This is a genomic window from Sphingopyxis macrogoltabida (assembly GCF_001314325.1).
GTDB lineage: Bacteria > Pseudomonadota > Alphaproteobacteria > Sphingomonadales > Sphingomonadaceae > Sphingopyxis > Sphingopyxis macrogoltabida.
This window is the reverse complement of record NZ_CP009429.1, coordinates 3,896,833-3,915,337: the sequence shown is the minus strand read 5'-3', so window position 1 is coordinate 3,915,337 and position 18,505 is coordinate 3,896,833. Positions and strand designations below refer to the sequence as shown.

At 66.6% G+C, this 18,505-nt stretch carries 16 protein-coding genes and 1 tRNA gene; 12 read left to right on the top strand and 5 right to left on the bottom strand.

The features are described from left to right. The first annotated feature begins 19 nt into the window (after positions 1 to 19). The 7 genes from LH19_RS18940 to LH19_RS18905 all read left to right on the top strand — a co-directional run bounded on the left by LH19_RS18940 (position 20) and on the right by LH19_RS18905 (position 7,771). Positions 20 to 1,300 (top strand): serine hydrolase domain-containing protein, encoded by a 1,281-nt coding sequence (locus LH19_RS18940; RefSeq protein WP_054731307.1) that lies wholly within the window; start codon positions 20 to 22, stop codon positions 1,298 to 1,300. A 55-nt stretch (positions 1,301 to 1,355) separates the two neighbouring features. Continuing rightward, the gene (locus LH19_RS18935) at positions 1,356 to 2,345 is read left to right on the top strand and encodes a cupin-like domain-containing protein (RefSeq protein WP_054731305.1); all 990 of its coding nucleotides are present in this window, start codon (positions 1,356 to 1,358) and stop codon (positions 2,343 to 2,345) included. Between the two features lie 192 nt (positions 2,346 to 2,537). After that, positions 2,538 to 2,613, top strand: a tRNA-Cys gene (locus LH19_RS18930). Between the two features lie 424 nt (positions 2,614 to 3,037). Then, on the top strand, positions 3,038 to 4,183 hold the full coding sequence (locus tag LH19_RS18920; RefSeq protein WP_201258378.1) for a slipin family protein: 1,146 nt from the start codon (positions 3,038 to 3,040) through the stop codon (positions 4,181 to 4,183). Between the two features lie 76 nt (positions 4,184 to 4,259). Then, positions 4,260 to 5,042: an enoyl-CoA hydratase gene (locus LH19_RS18915; protein ID WP_054731304.1), complete on the top strand. Its 783-nt coding sequence runs from the start codon at positions 4,260 to 4,262 to the stop codon at positions 5,040 to 5,042. 71 nt (positions 5,043 to 5,113) lie between these two features. Continuing rightward, entirely contained in the window at positions 5,114 to 6,463 is a 1,350-nt protein-coding gene (locus LH19_RS18910) for a phosphotransferase family protein (protein ID WP_054731302.1), read from the top strand. 18 nt (positions 6,464 to 6,481) lie between these two features. After that, the gene (locus LH19_RS18905) at positions 6,482 to 7,771 is read left to right on the top strand and encodes an acyl-CoA dehydrogenase family protein (protein ID WP_054731300.1); all 1,290 of its coding nucleotides are present in this window, start codon (positions 6,482 to 6,484) and stop codon (positions 7,769 to 7,771) included. A 19-nt stretch (positions 7,772 to 7,790) separates the two neighbouring features. Here LH19_RS18905 and LH19_RS18900 read toward each other — a convergent pair whose 3' ends face one another. Genes LH19_RS18900 through LH19_RS18890 form a run of 3 tightly spaced genes read right to left on the bottom strand, consistent with a single transcriptional unit; the run spans position 7,791 to position 9,193 of the window. After that, a complete protein-coding gene (locus tag LH19_RS18900; RefSeq protein ID WP_054731298.1) occupies positions 7,791 to 8,120 on the bottom strand; it encodes a DMT family transporter in 330 nt (109 codons plus the stop codon). A gap of 12 nt (positions 8,121 to 8,132) precedes the next feature. Then, the gene (locus tag LH19_RS18895) at positions 8,133 to 8,444 is read right to left on the bottom strand and encodes an alkylphosphonate utilization protein (protein WP_054731296.1); all 312 of its coding nucleotides are present in this window, start codon (positions 8,442 to 8,444) and stop codon (positions 8,133 to 8,135) included. Positions 8,445 to 8,446: 2 nt separating this feature from the next. Next, positions 8,447 to 9,193, bottom strand: a complete 747-nt coding sequence (locus tag LH19_RS18890; RefSeq protein ID WP_054731294.1) for a class I SAM-dependent methyltransferase — start codon at positions 9,191 to 9,193, stop codon at positions 8,447 to 8,449. A 126-nt stretch (positions 9,194 to 9,319) separates the two neighbouring features. On the opposite strand from LH19_RS18890, the gene LH19_RS18885 reads away from it, so the two are divergent. Then, positions 9,320 to 11,059, top strand: a complete 1,740-nt coding sequence (locus LH19_RS18885; RefSeq protein ID WP_054731292.1) for an N-acyl-D-amino-acid deacylase family protein — start codon at positions 9,320 to 9,322, stop codon at positions 11,057 to 11,059. A gap of 13 nt (positions 11,060 to 11,072) precedes the next feature. On the opposite strand, the gene LH19_RS18880 is transcribed toward LH19_RS18885, so the two are convergent. Further along, a complete protein-coding gene (locus tag LH19_RS18880; protein ID WP_234715966.1) occupies positions 11,073 to 12,680 on the bottom strand; it encodes a hypothetical protein in 1,608 nt (535 codons plus the stop codon). Further along, positions 12,677 to 13,963: a Na+/H+ antiporter NhaA gene (nhaA, locus tag LH19_RS18875; RefSeq protein ID WP_054731290.1), complete on the bottom strand. Its 1,287-nt coding sequence runs from the start codon at positions 13,961 to 13,963 to the stop codon at positions 12,677 to 12,679. Before nhaA ends, LH19_RS18880 begins: the two co-directional genes overlap by 4 nt. A 149-nt stretch (positions 13,964 to 14,112) precedes the next feature. Here nhaA and LH19_RS18870 point away from each other — a divergent pair, with 149 nt between their 5' ends. The 4 genes from LH19_RS18870 to LH19_RS18855 all read left to right on the top strand — a co-directional run bounded on the left by LH19_RS18870 (position 14,113) and on the right by LH19_RS18855 (position 18,473). Then, positions 14,113 to 15,519 carry a glycosyl transferase family protein gene (locus LH19_RS18870; protein WP_054731288.1) on the top strand — a complete coding sequence of 469 codons (1,407 nt, stop codon included), beginning with the start codon at positions 14,113 to 14,115 and terminating at the stop codon, positions 15,517 to 15,519. Positions 15,520 to 15,935: 416 nt separating this feature from the next. Beyond that, positions 15,936 to 16,685 carry a hypothetical protein gene (locus LH19_RS18865; protein ID WP_054731286.1) on the top strand — a complete coding sequence of 250 codons (750 nt, stop codon included), beginning with the start codon at positions 15,936 to 15,938 and terminating at the stop codon, positions 16,683 to 16,685. Between the two features lie 106 nt (positions 16,686 to 16,791). Beyond that, entirely contained in the window at positions 16,792 to 17,700 is a 909-nt protein-coding gene (locus tag LH19_RS18860) for a sulfite exporter TauE/SafE family protein (protein ID WP_054589090.1), read from the top strand. After that, positions 17,697 to 18,473, top strand: a complete 777-nt coding sequence (locus LH19_RS18855) for a TIGR02186 family protein (RefSeq protein WP_054731284.1) — start codon at positions 17,697 to 17,699, stop codon at positions 18,471 to 18,473. Before LH19_RS18860 ends, LH19_RS18855 begins: the two co-directional genes overlap by 4 nt. Positions 18,474 to 18,505 lie beyond the last annotated feature (32 nt).

Sequence of the window (18,505 nt, the reverse complement as noted above, 5' to 3'; positions counted from 1 at the left end):
CGGGACGGGGAGAGATCGCATGCGCGGCAGACGAATGGCACTGGCGATGGTCACGGCGAGCGCCCTGTTCACGGCGTTGATTCCGGCGGCGCAGGCTCAAACCGCCCCGGCGGAAACGGTGACGATCGACAAGGCGCGCATCGACGCCGCGCTCGCCGCGATGGTCGCCGACGGCCGCGCCGCCGGGACATCCGCGCTGATCTGGCAGGCCGGGCGCGAAGTTTACTTCGGCGCGGCGGGCATGGCGGACCGAGAGGCGAAGCGGCCGATGCGCCGCGATACGATCGCGCAAATCTATTCGATGACCAAGCCGGTGACCGGGGTCGCGCTGATGCAGCTCTGGGAACAGGGCAGGTTCCGGCTCGACGACCCGCTGTCTAAATATCTCCCCGAATATGCCGACATGCGTGTCTATGCCGGGGTCGATGCGACGGGCCAGCCGCGCTACGTACCCGCCGAGCGGCCGATCACCGTCCGCGATATCCTGCGTCACACGGCGGGTTTCGCCTATGGCAGCGGGCCGACCCCTGTCCACACTGCTTATGTTGCCGCCGATCCGCTGGCGCTGACGATACGGCTCGCCGAAGCGAGCCGCCGGCTCGCGAGCGTGCCGTTGCTATTCCATCCGGGCAAGCAGTGGGAATATAGCGCCGCTGTCGACGTGCAGGCGGCGCTGGTCGAGAAACTGTCGGGCGAGCCCTTCGCCGCCTATGTGAACACGCATATCTTCGCGCCGCTCAAGATGACCGAGACGGCATGGCGCCAGCCTGACGACCGGCTGCCGCGCTTCGCGGCGATGAACGTGAAAAAGGACGGAAAACTCGTCCAGCAGGACGCGGCAACGGCGCGGACGCTGAACTTCGTCGATCATGCACTGACCCCGGGCGGTTTCGGGCTCGCCTCGACGCTCGACGATTATCAGCGTTTCGCGCGCATGTTGCTGAACGAGGGGGTGCTCGATGGCGCCCGCATCCTGAAACCATCGACGGTGCGGTTGATGGCGACCGACCAGCTCGATCCCGCGATTGCCGAACGCGCGTGGCTGCCCGGCAAGGGCGCGGTCGGCTTCGGCCTCGATGTCGCGGTTCGCAAGGCGCCGCCGCAGACACCGCAGGAAAATCGCGGCGCGACTGGCGAGTTTTTCTGGGACGGCATGGCATCGACGCTGTTCTGGGTCGATCCCGCGAACCGGCTGACCGCGGTCTTTTTCGTTCAGACCATCCCCTATGACGGGACTCTTCACCACGACTTTCGCGCGGCGGTCTATGGGCGGGACTATCAGGGCCCCGCGGGCGACTAACGCTGTCATCCTTTTGTCATCGCAATGTCCTTTGAGCGCAGCCGAGGAGTGTTCGATGCCCCAGCCCGATAAACGAACCCTGCTCGCCGAAGGCCTCGCGGCCGGCGAGGACGATGCTGCGCTCCACGCCCGGCTGGCGGCGGCGGGCGTGTCGGCGGCCGCGGCGAAGTACGAGATCGACCGGCTGGCGAAGGACCCGATGGCCGCGATGCTGCGGCGGCAGGCTGCGAGGATGGCGAAGCAGGGCTGGCTGCTCGCCAATCAGGAGCGGCTCGCGCGCGAGGCCGACGGCGGCTTCATGCTCGATATGCTCGATGCGCCTGCGCCCGATCATTTCTACCGTCATTATTATGAGGCGAACCGGCCCGCAAAGCTGACCGGCCTGATCGATCATTGGCCAGCGCTCGCGCGCTGGTCGCTCGATCATTTCGCGGCGGTTGCGGGCGACGCGGTCGTCGAGGCGCAGGTCGAACGCGAACGCGATCCCGATTATGAGCTCGCGAAGGACGACCACCGCCGCCTCATACGCTTCGCCGAACTGGTCGACTGGTTGCGCAACGACGAGGCGAGCAACGACATCTATCTCACCGCCTATAACAGTGGCGCCAATGCCGCGGCGCTCGCGCCGCTCTGGGAGGATATGGCGCCGATCACGCTGCTCGCGCGGCGCGAGCGCGACGGCTTTTTCTGGCTGGGGCCGAAGGGAACGCTCACCCCCTGGCACCACGACCTCACCAACAACCTGCTCGTCCAGGTCATGGGCCGCAAGCGCGTGCGAATGGCGCCGCCATGGGCATATGCGCGGATGCGCAACAGCCGCCATTGCTTCTCCGACTGGGGCAATGAAGCGCTGCCAGCGGGTAACGGCGATTCGGCGGTGCCGCCGATACTCGAAACAGTCATCCAGCCCGGCGAAGCCATATTTTTGCCGGTCGGATGGTGGCATCAGGTCGAAGCGCTAGACCTGTCGGCCAGCATGAGTTTTACCAGTTTTCGCAGGCCCAATGCGCATGTCGAAGACTATCGTTCCTGGGGCGCACTCTAGTCGATCCCGATATAAAATATTCCTTATGTGCGATTTTTTACTTGCGCTCTATTTCGGGCGAGCCTAACGGCGCCGTCCCCCGGCCAGTCGGCGGGGCGGACATCGACGGATCGGGGTTTCGCGAAGCCCGCCCGCATCGACCGGCGCTGCCGGTTCGCTGTACGGATGCCGCCACGTTTGGTCGGTTGGACGACTTTTGTAGCTCAGTGGTGAGAGCGCCGGTCCGCAAGACCGGAGGTCGCGGGTTCGATTCCCGTCAAAAGACCCAATGGATAGCTCAGCGGGTAGAGCACTAGACTTGTAATCTAGGTGTCGAGGGTTCGACTCCCTCTCCACACGGTCCTTCAAAGACCGCCAGATTTAGGTTCTGGTCCTTAACTTGGGGCTTCGGGGATCGGCTTGCGAAAGGGCGCTGCGCCTGTTCGCCGCCTTTGGGCGGTGAACGGGACGGCTTCGTCCGGACGCCATGCCGGAAGGCTCGACAGGCGGTGATGGCTGCGCTGCGCCGGGACCGGGACGCGCCGTTTTCGAACGGTTCGTCCCCGTGCCGCGCGCTGCAAGGCTCGCTCGCGCCTTGTCCGCCCGCCGCCATGCCGCCGGTCCCCGGACCCTTTGGGCTGACGGGGAATGTGCAACCGCAAGCAAGAAAGGAAATCGGCGTGACGTAACGCGGATTAAGAATGGTGAATGAAATGATGAAGCAACTGATCGATAGCCTGATGGGCCGCAAGCGCGTGCTCATCGATGAAACCGAACGGGCGGTCTGGCTCTACAAGGGCGAGGTCCGCGGCATCCTGGGTGCCGGCGAACATGTGCTGAAGAACCGCGATGGTTCGCTGCGCATCGAGCGCCAGCCGCTTGCCCGGATGATGTTCGCATCGGCCTATGAACAGGCGGTACTCGACAAGCTGCCGGCGGATGTGGCGACGCATCTGACGGTGGTCCGTACGGCCGAGAACGAGATTGCTGTCATCGAACGCGATGGAATCATCAACACCATTCTCGGTCCGGACGCCAAGCTGATCGTATGGAGCGACGCGGGCCCGTGGAAGGCGAGCCTCGTCGACATCGTCGATAATGTGCGGGTCGAACCGAAGCTGCTCCAGCGTCTGCAGAAGACGGACCGGATGCAGTTCGTGACGGTGGTCGAGGTTGGCGAGGGCAAGACCGCGCTCGTCAGCATCGACGGCCGCATGACCGACCGGCTCGAACCGGGCGTCTACGGTTACTGGAACCCGGGGCGGAAGATCGGCGTCAAGCTGGTCGACCTGACCCGCCAGTCGCTCGACGTCACCGGGCAGGAAATGCTGACCCGCGACCGCGTGACGCTGCGGATCAACATCAGCGCGGAATACCGCGTTGCCGATCCGCTGCTCGCGGTGACGAGCGTGAAGGATTTCGCCGACGCGCTCTACCGGGCGCTGCAGCTGGCCTTCCGCAAGACGCTCGGCGCGCTGACGCTCGACCAGATCCTTGAAAACAAGGTGACGGTCGACGCCGGGGCGGCGGACAAGGTCCGTGCCGACATGGCGCTGATCGGGGTCGAGGTTTCGGACATCGCGCTCAAGGACGTGATCCTGCCGGGCGAGATGCGCGAAATCCTGAACCAGGTCGTCGCGGTGCAGAAGGAGGCGGAGGCGAATGTCATCCGCCGGCGTGAGGAAACGAACGCCACGCGCTCGCTGCTCAACACGGCGAAGGTTATGGCCGAAAACCCGGTCATGCTCCGCCTGAAGGAGCTCGAGGCGCTGGAAAGCATCGCGGGCAAGGTCGAGCGGCTGACGGTGTTGGGCGGCACCGAAGGGCTGCTCAACGACCTGGTGCGCCTGCGCGATTGATCTTCGCGCGAAAGTGGGAAGGGGCCGGTGAACGCCGGCCCCTTTTCTTTTGCGGCGCCGCAGGCAACAAGGCGGCATGACCCTTGTTCTCGTCACGCGCGACGATGCTGTCGCCACCGTCACCCTCAACCGTCCCGACGCGATGAACGCCTTGTCGCGTGCGCTCCGCGCCGAGCTCGCCGGCACGATGCGGACGCTCGCCGCCGACGACAGTGTCCGTGCGATCGTGCTGACCGGTGCCGGCACCCGCGCCTTCACCGCCGGGCTCGACCTCAAGGAACTCGGTACCGATACGAGCAACCTCGGCGCCGCCAACGCCACCGGTGCCGACGAAAATCCGGTCAAGGCGATCGAACTCTGCCCGCAGCCGGTGATCGGCGCCATCAACGGGGTCGCGATCACCGGCGGGTTCGAGGTCGCGCTGGCGTGCGACATATTGATCGCATCGACCGACGCGCGCTTTGCCGACACCCACGCCCGCGTCGGCGTGATGCCCGGCTGGGGGCTGTCGCAGAAATTGTCGCGGCTGATCGGTATCTCTCGCGCCAAGGAACTGTCGCTGACCGGCAATTTCCTCGACGCCGGTACGGCGCGCGACTGGGGACTGGTCAATCGCGTCGTCGCGCCGGGCGAGCTGCTGCCCGCGGCGCAGGCGCTGGCCCGCGATATCGCCAGCGCCGATCCGGCAATGGTGCGCGCTTACAAGAAGCTGATCGACGATGGCCATGCGCTGCCGTTCGGCGATGCCATGGCGCTGGAGCATGAACGGTCTTCGGCGGCGAACCGCAGCGTCCGCGCCGAGGAAGTCGAAATGCGGCGGCAAGCCGTGATGGAGCGCGGACGAACGCACGCCGGCTGATCCGGCCCTCCGCGTCGGAGCGGGTGCGATTGCGGCTTGCGGTCCGCAAAAATACTTAGCAAGGTTAAGTAATGAACGATCTCGGTGTACCTCTCTCCGCCTTCATGACCCGCGTCGCCGGCCCCGGCAATCTCGAGCGGCTCATGCGCCTGTCGGGCGGCGCCAATATGGAAAGCTGGGCATTCGATTGGGCCGGCAAGGGCTATGTCCTGCGCCGCGCCCCGTCGGCCGAATATATGGAGGGGCGCCCCTATGGCCACGCCGACGAGGCGGCGCTGGTAATGGCGGCGCATGCGGGCGGCGTGCGGGCGCCCGAGGTGGTCGGCGTGCTGGGCGACGGCGACGGCATGGGCACCGGCTATGTCATGGACCGCGTCGTCGCCGAAGTCGCGCCGGCAAAGATATTGGCGGCCCCGCCGCCGTCGCTGCTCGACGATCTCGCGCGCGAACTGGCGCGGACGCACGCGCTTCCGCGCGCGACGATCCCCGCTGCGATCCCGACGATGGACACCGCCGCGGCACTCGCCGAACTCAAGGCGCGGTTCATGGCCTACGGCGGCGACCGCCCGCTGATCGCGCTCGCGATCAAATGGTGCGAGGATCATCTGCCGGCACCGGCCGATCCTGTGCTTGTCCACGGCGACTATCGCATGGGCAATATCATGGTCGATGTCGGCAAAGAGACGGGCGGCCTTGCGGTCGTGCTCGACTGGGAACTCGCGCATCTGGGCGACGCGCATGAGGATCTCGCCTATGGCTGCATGACCGTGTGGCGTTTCGGCCGCCTCGACCAGCCGGCGTTCGGCGTCGGCGGGCTCGACGATTTTTTCGCAGCCTATGAGGCGGCGGGCGGAGCGCCGGTCGACCGCGACCGCTTTCATTTCTGGCTCGTCTATCGCACCCTGTGGTGGGCGCTCGGCTGCCTGCAGATGGGACAGGCGTGGCGCAGCGGCGCCGACACGACCGTCGAACGCGTCGTCGTCGGGCGCCGCACCGCCGAGCAGGAACTCGACCTGCTGCTGCTGCTCGAAGCCGAAGCACCCGAAGTCGAACGCCTTCGCACGCTTCCCGCGTCGCCGCCCGCCGCGCCCGGGCCGGTGGGCGAACCGGTCAATCGCGAAATGGTCCAGGCGGTGCGCGACTGGCTCGAACAGGCGATCAAGCCCAGGGCCGAAGGCCATGACAAGTTCGAGGTCGCGGTGGCGATGAACGCGCTCGGCATCGTGATGCGCGACCTCGATGCCGGGGTGTGCGCCGAAGAGGCCGCGCTGGCCGGCGCACTGCTGGCGGGCGCCCGGACGCTCGCCGAGCCCGGCCTGCTTGCGGCGCTACGCCGCGCCGCGCTCGACAAACTCGCCGTCGACAGTCCCAAATATGCCGCGCTGGCGCGCGCGCGGTCGCTCTGGGGCGGGCAGGAATAGAATAAGGGAGAAGAAAAGATGGATTTTGCGATGCCCGCCGACTTGCAGGCGTATCTGGACGAACTCGATGCGTTCATCGCGGCGGAGATCAGGCCGCTCGAGCTGGCCGACGACAATATCCGCTTCTTCGACCATCGCCGCGAGCACAGCCGCACCGACTGGGACAATCAGGGGCTGCCGCGCCACGATTGGGAGGAATTGCTCAAACAGGCGACGAGGCTGGCCGACGCCGCGGGCCACTGGCGTTTTTCGGCGCCGAAAAAATATGGTGGCAAGGACGGGTCGAACCTATGGATGGCGGTGATCCGCGAGCATTTCGCCGCCAAGGGCCTCGGCCTCCATAACGACCTGCAAAACGAGCATAGCATCGTCGGCAATTTCCCCTTCGTCGAGATGTTCGAACAGTTCGCGACCAGCGAGGAGCAGAAACAGGAGTTCATCCTCGGCGGCTTCGAGGGCAAGCGGCGGACCGCCTTCGGCCTGACCGAACCCGATCATGGCAGCGACGCGACGCATATGGAAACGCGCGCGGTGCGCGAAACGCGCGACGGCGTTGACGGCTGGCTGATCAACGGCCGCAAGATGTGGATCACCGGCATGCATGTCGCGAGCCACTGCGCAACCTTCTGTCGCACCAGCGGCAACGACGGCGATGCCAAGGGCATTTCCTGCCTGCTCGTTCCGACGGGCACGCCGGGGATGACGGTCGACGAATATATGTGGACCTTCAATATGCCGACCGACCATCCGCGCATGACCTTCACCGACGTCTGGGTGCCGGATAGTGCGCGATTGGGCCCGGTCGGCGGCGGCCTGTCGATCGCGCAGAGCTTCGTTCACCAGAACCGCATCCGGCAAGCGGCGTCATCGCTCGGCGCGGCAGTCTTCTGCATCGAGGAAAGCGTGAAATACGCGCGCGAGCGCAAGCCGTTCGGCGAGGCGCTGGCGAAGAATCAGGCGATCCAGTTCCCGCTCGTCGAACTCGCGACGCAGGCCGAAATGCTGCGCCTGCTGATCCGCAAGACCGCGTGGGACATGGATAATATGCCGCACAAAGAGATTGAGCGGAACCTGTCCGACAAGGTCAGCATGTGCAATTACTGGGCGAACCGCCTGTGCTGCGAAGCCGCCGACCGCGCGATGCAGGTCCACGGCGGCATCGGTTATTCACGGCACAAGCCGTTCGAGCATATCTACCGCCACCACCGCCGCTACCGGATCACCGAGGGCGCCGAGGAAATCCAGATGCGCAAGGTCGGTGCCTATCTGTTCGGCTATCTGGGGCCGCGCAAGGCCCTGTTTTCCTGAGAATTGAAGCGGCCGCCCGTCAGTGGGCGGCCGTCTTCGACCAGATGTTCATCACCGCGACGCCCGCGACGATCAGCGCCATGCCGATCATCGCGGGCGCGTCGAGGCGCTGACCCTGAAACACCCACGCGACGGTCGCGATCAGCACGATCCCGACGCCGGACCAGATCGCATAGGCGACCCCGGTCGGAATATCGCGCAGCGCCAGCGACAGGAAATAAAAGGCGACGATATAACCCGCCGCCATGATCAGCGTCGGGCCGATATGGCGAAAGCCGTCCGACTGCTTGAGAAAAGAGGTCGCGATCACTTCGGCGACGATCGCGATGCCGAGATAGAGATATTGCAAGGTCGAGCCCCTCTAGCGCTTGCGGACGAATTCGGCGCGCAGTACCAGCCCCTTGATGCCATCGTGGCGGCAGTCGATTTCCTGATCGTCGCCGGTAAGGCGGATCGATTTGATCACCGTGCCGACCTTCAGCGTCTGGCCGGCGCCTTTGACGGTCAGGTCCTTGACCAGCACCACCGAATCGCCGTCGGCGAGCAGGTTGCCCACGGCGTCGCGCACCTCGGGCCCCGCCGCAGCGGCTGCGGCGCGTTCGCGCGCATCGGCGGCGGACAGCCATTCGCCGCTCGCCTCGTCATAGACATAATCCTCGTCGTCGTTCGTCATCGTCACGGTTTCCGGAAACGCAGCGCGAACTGGTCGGTCTTGCCGCGGATCGCGGCGTCGAACACATTCGCGGTGCGCGGGTCGTCGGCGTGTTTGTAAAGGTCGCTCTCGGCGTCGAGCGTAAAGCCTGCCTTGGTTAGTGCCGCGACCACCGCCGCCTTGTCGATGCGGTGCAGGCTGTCGGACAGCGTCGTTCCCGTGCCGTCGGCGGCGCTGTGGTCGACGACGATCAGCGTCCCGCCGGGCTTGAGCGCCGCGAACAGCGCCGCGCTCGCCTTGTCGCCCGTGCCCTCGGGGAAAGGCTTCAGATACAGGTCGTGGAAATTCTGCACCGTGATGATCGTGTCGAGCGGCACCGGAAAGGCCGGGGCGGCGAACGGCCCGGCGACCGCATCGACATTGGCATAGGCGGCATCGACCGCAGCCTGATCGTCGCCATATTGTTTCTTGAAGGCAATGAATTCGGCGGGCTGGAAGGCATAGACGCGCCCCGCCGGGCCGACCGCAGCGGCGAGCAGGCGGGTGACATAACCGCCGCCCATCACGAAATCGCCGACCTGTTCGCCGGGCGTTATCTCTGCGAACGCGAGCAATTCGCCGGGTTTGCGCGCAGTGTCGCGTTCGCGGTCGGCGGCCGGGCGTGCCGGATCGGCGAGCGCGGCGCTGTAATCGGGGGTAGCGGTCGGCGGCGCCGCGAGCGACGGTGCGGAGACCGCGAGGAAGAGGGCGCATGTAAGCGAGCGGATCATGACGGTGACTCCTGTTGCTTGATTGCCCCAGCATAGCGGGCCCGAGGGCTCTTGGCATCTCGCGAATCCATGATAGGTTTCACCTCGAAACGAAAAAATCTTACCAAAAGATTCGGGAGAGCGGACATGCATGATCTGGTGATTCGCGGCGGCACCGTCGTCGATGGGTTGGGCGGGGCGCCCTTTGTCGCGGACGTCGCCGTCGATGGTGATCGCATCGTCGCGGTCGGCGAAAATCTCGGCGCCGGGCGCGAGGAGATCGACGCCAGCGGCAAGATCGTCACCCCCGGCTTCGTCGATGTCCACACCCATTATGACGGGCAGGCGACATGGGATGCCGAGATGGCGCCGTCGAGCTGGCACGGCGTCACCACCGTCGTGATGGGCAATTGCGGCGTCGGCTTCGCCCCCGCCAAGCCCGACCGCCACGACTGGCTGATTTCGCTGATGGAAGGCGTCGAGGATATCCCCGGCACCGCGCTCGCCGAAGGCATGTCGTGGGACTGGGAAACCTTTCCCGAATATATGGACGCGCTCGAAAAACTGCCGCGCACCGTCGACGTCGCGTGCCACGTCCCGCACGGCGCGGTGCGCGCCTATGTGCTCGGCGATCGCGAAAAGCCCGGGGCGATCCCGACCGATGCGGACATCGCGGAGATGTCGCGGATCGTCGAGGAAGGCGTGCGCGCGGGCGCGCTCGGTTTCTCGACCAGCCGCACCGTGCTCCACAAGTCGGTCGACGGCGAACTCGTCCCCGGCACCACCGCGACCGCCGAGGAGCTGATCGCGATCGGCCGCGCGATGGGCCGTGTCGGCTACGGCGTGTTCGAAATGGCGAGCGACATGAAGCGCGAATGGAACGAGTTCCAGTGGATGGGCGATCTCAGCCGCGAGACTGGGCTGCCGGTGACGTTCGCCGCGCTCCAGTCGATCGCCAAGGAATTGCCGCTCGAAGAACAGATTGCCGAGATGCGCCAGCAGAATGCGACCGGCGCGAATATCGTCGCGCAGATCGCGCTCCGCGGCAACGGCGTGATCATGGCCTGGCAGGGGACGGTGCATCCGTTCCGCTTCAAGCCGGCGTGGAACGAGATCATCGACCTGCCGTGGGAGCAGCAGCTTGCGCATCTGAAGGACCCGGCGTTCCGCAAGCGCATGGTCGAAGAGGCGAATGTCTGGCCCGAAAGCGACATCCTCGACTTCCTGAAGATCGTCGCCGAGGGCTGGCCCGTCCATTTCGAGATGGACCCCGATTTCAACTATGAGCCGAAGATGGACGAAAGCATCGCCGGCCGCGCTGTGGCGGCGGGCGTCTCGCCGGCCGAATATGCCTACGACCTCCTCATGAAGGACGACGGCAAGGGCTTCATCTATTTCCCGATCCTCAATTACCGCGACGGCAACCTCAACTTCCTCGAGGATCTGCAGGCCGCGAACGATACGGTGAACAGCCTGTCGGACGGCGGCGCGCATTGCGGGACGATCTGCGACGCCGCGTCGCCGACCTTCATGCTCCAGCACTGGGTGCGCGACCGGGCGGGCAAGCGCATCGCGCTCGAACATGCGATCCAGCGCCAATGCCGCGATACGGCGCTGCTCTATGGGCTCGAAGATCGCGGCGTGCTCGCGCCGGGCTATCTCGCCGACCTCAACGTCATCGACATGGACGCGATCAAGCTCGGCAAGCCGTGGCTCGCCTTCGACCTGCCCGCGGGCGGCAAGCGCCTGCTGCAAAAGGCCGACGGCTATGTCGCGACAGTGAAATCGGGGGTGGTGACCTTCCGCGACGGCGCGATGCAGGGACCGACCCCGGGCGGCGTGATCCGCGGCCCGCAGCGCGTCGAAATGGCGATGGCGGCGGAGTAACCGCCCGCCGCCGTCACTCCGGCGGCGCGAGGAGGTCCGCCGGCAGCGTCGGTTCGCCGAGGATCAGCGCCATGCGCCGCCAGATCTCGTCGCGGTCGGGATTACCGCGCTCGATGAAGGCGCGCACCATCTCCTCGCCGATGCCATAGTTGATCACATAGCTGCGATACTGGTCGGTGAAGGTGACCGACTGTTCGGCGCGCTGGGGCGAGAAAAGCAGATATTTCTGCGTCAGCGCGAGCGCGGTCGGCCGGTCGATCTGGCCGTCGAGATATTGCTGTGCGATGGTCAGCCGCGCCCCCTGCAACAGCTTCATCGCATCGAGAAGCTGCCAGTAACGGTCGTCGCTCGGCGGCGCGATCTCGGCCAGCGGCATCAGCACGTCGCGTTCGGTGTCGGGGCGGGTGCGGTCGGGGAAGGCAAGGTCGATACCGTAATTGGCGGTGCCTTCGGCGATCAGGCTTTGCGGGCTATAGAGCGGATAGACGCTATACTCGGCCCAGCCGCGGCCCTTCACCAATTGCTCCTCGATCTTCATGTTGAGCAGATGATGGCCTGGATAGCCTTCGTGGCAGCCGAGGTCGAGCGCGCGCGACAGGCGGATCGGCAGGTCGGTGTTGACCTGGATAATACTGTGGTAGCCGCCCTGGTAATAATTATAGCCGCTCCAGCTCTTGCCGGTAACAAACTGCAGATCGAAGCTCTCGCCCTCGGGCATCGCGACATGCGTGGCGGTGCGGCCGCGGCAGCGGGCGATCGCGGCGTCGAACACCTTCTGCAACCGCTCCTTGGGGATAGTGAAGCGGTCGAGATAGGCCTCGACGCGGGTCGCGAGGTCGCCGGGGCCCGGCACCAGCGCGTCGATCGCCGCGAGCTGCGCGTCGTAACTCGCCAGCGGCTTGAGGTCGGGGCGCACCCCGAACAGCCGCTCGGCCTCTTCGGCAAAGGGAAAGCGCGTGCCGTCCATCATCATCAGCCGCGTTTCGGCGGCGCGAAGCTGGGCGCGCAGGAAGGCGCTGCGCCGTTTCTCGATCGGGTCCGACAGGTCGGGGGCGATGCCGTCGAGCTTTGCCATCAGCTGCCGCGCCGTCGCGAGCAATGCCGCCTTGTCGCGTGGCGAGGCGATCGCCGCGTCGAGCAGGCTCGGCGGGCCGTAATAGGCGTCGATATAGCCCTTTTCATGCGTGCCGATCTCGAGGCTGAGCAGCACATAGGCGGTCGCGACGGCGTCGATCGTCTGCGTCGCGAACATGGCGGCGGCGGGATCGGCGGGGCTTGCCGGGGCGGGCCAGTCGGCGCGGTCGGCCAGCGCAGGAAGCGCGGATGCGGGGTCGGGCGCCGGTAGCTGGCTGGCGCCCGAAACGACTTCGAGCCGCCGGACGTCGATTGTCGGAATGTCCTTCGCCGCCCGGGTGCTCAGCGCGGGCGCGGGCGCTTCGCCGGACGGCGCAGCCGGCGTTGCGGCGGGCGGGGCCGGTTGCGTGCTACCCTGCGCCGCGCGCTGCTGCGCCTTGCGCTGCGCGACCGTGCGCTTCATCTCGGGGTCGAGCGAATAGCAGCCCGAGAGAGCGACGGCGGCGGTCAACGACAGCGCCATCGCCTTTCGCCAGCGGGATGTCATGCGTTCATTCTCCCTTCGGGTTCGCATGTGTCGTTAACGTCGCCGTCGCTCGCGATTTCGACGTCGGACTCGGTTTCGATCCGGTCATGCTCGGGATGGAGCGGGGTGAAGCGCAGCACCGCGAAACCGGCCAGCGCTGCGACCAGCGATCCCATCAATATGCCGATCTTGGCTTCCTCGATCAGCGTCGCGTCGCCCGGGAAGGCGAGCCCGCCGATGAACAGGCTCATCGTGAAACCGATGCCGCAGAGCAGCGAAACGCCATAGATTTGCGGCCAGGTCGCACCGCGCAATTTGCCCGCGATGCCGAATTTGACCGACAGCCAGACGCTGCCGAAAATACCGATCTGCTTGCCGAGGAACAGCCCCGCGGCAATGCCGAGGGGGAGCGGCGCGAAGATCTGATCGGCGGTCAGCCCGCTCATGTCGACCCCGGCATTGGCAAAGCCGAACAGCGGCACGATCGCGAAGGCCACCCATGGATGCAGCCCATGTTCGAGCCGGTGGAGCGGCGAGGTCGCACTGTCGGGGGCGCCCGGCGTTCGATCGAAAGGAATGGTCATCGCCGCGAGCACACCGGCGATCGTCGCGTGCACGCCCGACAGGAGCATCGCGTACCAGAGCAGGACGAACATCAGCAGATAGACGATCAGGCTGCGAACGCCGAGGCGATTGCAGGCGAACATCGCGCCGACGATCGCGGCCGCCGCGGCAAGCGCCGCGACATTGATCTTGGCGGTGTAGAACAGCGCGATGATCGCGACCGCGCCCATGTCGTCGACGATGGCGACGGTGACGAGGAACAGCTTCAGCGACGTCGGCGCGCGCTTGCCGAGCAACGCCAGCACGCCGATGGCAAAGGCGATATCGGTGGCGGCAGGAATCGCCCAGCCTTGCGCGAGCCCCGGCGTTCCGCCTGCGAAGAGCATATAGAGCGCGGCGGGCACCGCCATCCCTGCGGCAGCGGCGATGAAGGGAAGGCGCCGTCGGTCCCAGCTCGCCAGCCGCCCGTCGACGAACTCGCGCTTGATCTCCAGCCCGACGAGCAGGAAGAAAACCGCCATCAACCCGTCGTTGATCCAGAGATGGACGGTCATCGGGCCAAGCTTGTCGGTGAGCACCGGCCCCGTCTCGGCATGGATGAAATGGAGATAGGTTTCGCCGAAAGCCGAGTTGGCGACAATCATCGCCAATATGGCTGCAAAAATCAGCAACATGCCGCCGGCGCTCTCGCTTTCGAGAAAATCGCGCAAGGCGGAGCGGGGGGCGGATTTGCTGGGCATAACGGGCGTGGAGGGCCTTTCGGGACAGGGGTATCGCAAATTCTCCTAGCGCGGGGACCCGCCAGCGTCACCCTTTACAAAAAACCTCGCGCCATTACCCAAGACGGGTCGATGGCGAGGCGCCGTCGATTGGGGGTGGGGCCAGCAGGGTGGAGCTGTCGACCGCAGGACTGGAGTGGCTGGTGCATGCCGCCGGGCATGAACTGATGCTGTTCGCATCGGTCGGCATCCTGCTGATCGGGCTCGACGACCTGCTTTTCGATGCGCTGTGGATCGCGAGCCGGCGCGCGGCACCGGTCCCTCGCTCCGTGCCGTCGCGGCTCGACGGGACCATCGCGATATTCCTGCCGGCGTGGAAGGAAGACGCCGTGCTCGCCGCTACCCTCCGGCGGACGCTCGCGGCATGGGACGGCGAGGATTTCAGGCTCTACGTCGGCTGCTATCCCAACGATGCGGCAACGCTTTTTGCGGTATCGCCGCTGATCGCCCGCGATCCCCGGTTGCGTCTGGTGATCGGCGGCGGGGACGGGCCGACCACCAAGGGCGACAATCTCAACCGGATGTGGGCGGCGCTCGGCGAAGACGAGCGCGCGGAAGGGCGGCGCTTTGCCGCGATCGCGCTCCACGATGCCGAGGATCATGTCCATCCGGAGGAACTCGACCTCTATCGCCGCCATCTCGGCGCTTATGCGATGGTGCAGATTCCGGTGGTGCCGATCGTCGGCCGCGGCCCGCAATGGGTCGCCGGCCATTATGGCGACGAATTTGCCGAAGCGCATGGCAAGGAGTTGGTGCTGCGTTCACGGCTCGGCCTGCCGATCCCGTCGGCGGGGGTGGGCTGCGCTCTCACGCGCAATGCGCTGGGTCTCTTGGCGCTCGACCGCGGCGGCGAACCCTTTCGCGCCGATAGCCTGACCGAGGATTATGAGGTCGGCATGCTGATCGCGGGCTATGGTCTTGCCGCGCGTTTCGTCGATGCACCCGGCACCTGCGGCGGGCGGATCGTGTCGCAGGGCGAATTCCCCGACGAATGGGAAAAATCGGTGAAGCAGAAGTCGCGCTGGATCACCGGGATCGCGCTCGCCGGCTGGGAGCATCTCGGGTGGCTCAGGTCCGCTGCGCCGGACGAGCCGGCGAGCCGGACATGGTTGATCCGCTGGATGCTGTGGCGCGACCGGCGCGCGCCGCTCACCGCGACCATCCTGCTCGCCGCCTATGCCGCCTTCGTGCTCGTCACGGTCGGCTTCACCGGCGAAGTCCTGCTCGGCTGGCGTCCCGTAACCTCCGATGCGGCGATGGACCTGCTCCTCGGGCTCAATGCGATGCTGCTGATGTGGCGGCTCGGCATGCGTGGCTATTTCACGGCGCGATGCTATGGCTGGCGGCAGGGCGTCTTTTCTTTTCCGCGTGCGCTGGTCGCCAACATCATCGCGATCCTCGCGGCGCGCCGGGCCATCGTCGCCTATTGGCGGATTCTTCGCTCGGGACAGGTCGTGTGGGAAAAGACCGAGCATCGCGAAGCGGGATGCGAGGCCGCGCCGGTGACCGTGCGGTGACGGCCGCGCGCCGATCGGGGCTGCGGCCGCTGCGCGATGCGCCCGCGTTGCGTTTCCTGGTGCTGTTTCTCGGCGCGTGGGTGGCGGTTCGCGTCGGGGCGCTGTGGAATCCAGCGGTGCCGGTGCCCCCGGCGGTTACTCCACCGTGGGCGGCGCCGTCGCCCTTTGCCGCAGCCACGCTGCCGCCAATTGGCCTAGGCCAGACAGGCGATCTTGCGATGCGGCCGGTTGTGTCATCGTGGACCAGGCCGCTTGCCTCGCCGCCGTTCCTCCGAGCTGCGCGTCCCGGTGACGATCCGTTGCCGCTCACGGTGGTGGAGGAAAAGGCCGGCCTAACAGATCATCTCGGCGCTGACCGCCACAGCCTTCGCCTTGCACTTATGGCGAGGCTTCTACCTGCTCCGTTGGGAGGGAATATGCGAACGGCGCTGCCGGCCGGCGGCGGCGCGTGGTGGCCGGCGCCCGACGCGGCGCGCGCCGAACCGGGACGAGCGAAGCCCTTCTGGATGCAGCGGCAACTGGCCGGATGGTCGCTCGGCGGCTGGCTCTATTTGCGTCAGGGGAGCGGCGACGCGCCCGGCGGGATCGCCGGGCCAGGTCAGCTAGGCGGGAGCCAAGCTGGGCTGCGGATTGCCCATGGCCTCGACGAAACCGGCCGCTCCCGTGCTTATGCGCGCGCGACGATGGCCGTCGAGCGCCCGCGGCAGCGCGAAATCGCGCTGGGTTTTGCTTTTGCGCCGGTTGCGCGCTGGCCCGTCGACATCGCGATCGAACAGCGGCTGGCCGTCGGCCCGGAGGGCCGCACGGCGCTGGCCGCGATGGTCAGCGGCGGGGTGAGCGGAGCGGCGCTGCCCGGCGGTTTCCGCCTCGACGCCTATGGGCAGGCGGGGCTCGTCGGCGTGCGTCGCCGCGACGGCTTCGTCGACGGCGCGGTGGTGGTCGACCGGCGACTGGGGCCCGACGAGGATGCGCCGCTGCGGCTCGGCGCGCTCGCGGCGGGGGCGGCCCAGCCCGGCGCGGCACGCGTCGATGTCGGTCCGCGGCTGACCTTGCGCCTCCCAAAGGTGGGCGAGGGCAGCCGGATCGCGCTCGACTGGCGGCAACGTGTCGCCGGCGATGCGGCGCCCGAAAGCGGCCTCGCGCTGACCCTCGCCGCCGACTTCTGAACTTGCGGAAAATTTAGGCGATGGTGCGGATTCCCCGCCCCCGAAAAATGGTCTAGGATCGCCGGAACCGGCGCGGTTTCAGCGCCGTGAAACTATCTCGGGGCCCATGGACCTTTACCTTCCCGTCGCCAATCTGTCGGTCAATGCGTTGGTCATCATCCTGCTCGGCGGCGGCGTGGGGTTCCTGTCGGGCATGTTCGGGGTCGGCGGCGGCTTCCTGACCACACCGCTGCTGATCTTCTACGGCATCCCCCCGACGGTCGCGGCGGCATCCGCAGCGACGCAGGTGACGGGCGCCAGCGTGTCGGGCGTGATGGCGCATCTCGAGCGCGACGGCGTCGACCTGCGCATGGGCGCGGTGCTCGTGGCGGGCGGCCTCCTCGGCTCGCTGATCGGCGCCGGGCTGTTCGAATTGCTTACCGCCTGGGGCCAAATCGATACGACGATCAACATCCTGTACGTCGCGCTGCTCGGTACCGTCGGCAGTTTCATGGGGCGCGAGGCATGGGGTTCGTACCGCGCGGCGCAGGCGGGGCTTCCGGCCCCGGCGCGCAAGCGGCGCCACCACCCGATGGTCGCGAACCTGCCGCTGCGCTGGCGTTTCTATCGCTCGGGCCTCTACATCTCGCCGCTCGCGCCGCTGCTGCTCGGCATGGCGGTCGGCATCCTGACCATGCTGCTCGGCGTCGGCGGCGGTTTCATCATGGTCCCGGCGATGCTCTACCTGCTCGGCATGGGGACGCAGGTCGTCGTCGGCACCTCGCTGTTCCAGATATTGTTCGTGACGATCGCGACGACGATGGTCCATGCGATGACGACCGGCGCGGTCGACATCGTGCTGGCGGGGCTGCTGCTGCTCGGCAGCGTCACCGGCGCGCAGTTCGGCGCACGCTTCGCGCAGAAGGTGAAGCCCGAATATCTGCGCATGGCGCTCGCGGCGATCGTGTTGCTCGTCGCACTGCGCATGGCGGTCGATCTCTTCATCCGCCCCGAAGAAATCTATACGGTGCAATGAGAAACGCGTGCGCCTTGGCCCTGGCGTGCGCGGCGCTGCTGCTCCCGGCCCCGGCTGCGGCGCAGGGGAGCGATCCGCGGCTGGTCCCCGACGTGTCGAGCCGCGCCATCGATATCCAGTACAGCTTTACCGGCGAGGAACTGTTGCTGTTCGGCGCGATCCTCTATCCGGGACAGCGGCTGCCCGACGACCGCGCCGATATCGTCGTGGTGTTGAAGGGACCGGTGCGCCCGATCGTGCTGCGCGAAAAGCGCCGCGTCGCGGGTATCTGGGTCAACGCCAACAGCATCCGCCTGCGCACCTCGCCGGGCTTTTATGCCATCGGCTCGTCGCGCCCGATCGACAAGCTGGTCGACGAACGCACCGCCGCGATCTTCGAACTGGGGCTCAACAACCTGTCGATGTCGCCGAGCGGCTTTTCGGAGGCGAAGAAGCTCGAGCGTTTCGAGGGCGGGCTGATCGACCTTTATCGCCGCCTCGGGCTTTTCTATGAAAATCCGGCGGCGGTCGAAATCAGCGAAGGCGTGCTCTACCGGGCGCGTATCCCGGTGCCGGCGCGCGTCCCGGTCGGCACCTATCGCGCCGAAACCTATCTGATCAGCCGCGGCCGCGTGCTCGCGGTAGCATCGCGCGACGTCCAGATCCGCAAGGCAGGCTTCGAACGCTTCGTCGCGCTCGCGGCACAGCGTCACGGCTTTCTCTATGGCCTCGCGGCGGTGCTGCTGTCGCTCGTCCTCGGATGGGGTGCGTCGGCTATTTTCCGCCGCCGTTAGGGCGAACCTGGGGCGCTGCAGGCGATCATAAG

What these genes read in the sequence shown, in the direction of transcription:
- LH19_RS18890 (WP_054731294.1), bottom strand. Translation starts at nt 9,193, where the DNA reads ATGATCCGCTCGCTTACATGCGCCCTCTTCCTCGCGGTCTCCGCACCG.
- LH19_RS18865 (WP_054731286.1), top strand. Translation starts at nt 15,936, where the DNA reads ATGCGAACGGCGCTGCCGGCCGGCGGCGGCGCGTGGTGGCCGGCGCCC.
- LH19_RS18895 (WP_054731296.1), bottom strand. Translation starts at nt 8,444, where the DNA reads ATGACGAACGACGACGAGGATTATGTCTATGACGAGGCGAGCGGCGAA.
- LH19_RS18860 (WP_054589090.1), top strand. Translation starts at nt 16,792, where the DNA reads ATGGACCTTTACCTTCCCGTCGCCAATCTGTCGGTCAATGCGTTGGTC.
- LH19_RS18855 (WP_054731284.1), top strand. Translation starts at nt 17,697, where the DNA reads ATGAGAAACGCGTGCGCCTTGGCCCTGGCGTGCGCGGCGCTGCTGCTC.
- LH19_RS18915 (WP_054731304.1), top strand. Translation starts at nt 4,260, where the DNA reads ATGACCCTTGTTCTCGTCACGCGCGACGATGCTGTCGCCACCGTCACC.
- LH19_RS18910 (WP_054731302.1), top strand. Translation starts at nt 5,114, where the DNA reads ATGAACGATCTCGGTGTACCTCTCTCCGCCTTCATGACCCGCGTCGCC.
- LH19_RS18935 (WP_054731305.1), top strand. Translation starts at nt 1,356, where the DNA reads ATGCCCCAGCCCGATAAACGAACCCTGCTCGCCGAAGGCCTCGCGGCC.
- LH19_RS18885 (WP_054731292.1), top strand. Translation starts at nt 9,320, where the DNA reads ATGCATGATCTGGTGATTCGCGGCGGCACCGTCGTCGATGGGTTGGGC.
- nhaA (WP_054731290.1), bottom strand. Translation starts at nt 13,963, where the DNA reads ATGCCCAGCAAATCCGCCCCCCGCTCCGCCTTGCGCGATTTTCTCGAA.
- LH19_RS18905 (WP_054731300.1), top strand. Translation starts at nt 6,482, where the DNA reads ATGGATTTTGCGATGCCCGCCGACTTGCAGGCGTATCTGGACGAACTC.
- LH19_RS18920 (WP_201258378.1), top strand. Translation starts at nt 3,038, where the DNA reads ATGATGAAGCAACTGATCGATAGCCTGATGGGCCGCAAGCGCGTGCTC.
- LH19_RS18880 (WP_234715966.1), bottom strand. Translation starts at nt 12,680, where the DNA reads ATGACATCCCGCTGGCGAAAGGCGATGGCGCTGTCGTTGACCGCCGCC.
- LH19_RS18940 (WP_054731307.1), top strand. Translation starts at nt 20, where the DNA reads ATGCGCGGCAGACGAATGGCACTGGCGATGGTCACGGCGAGCGCCCTG.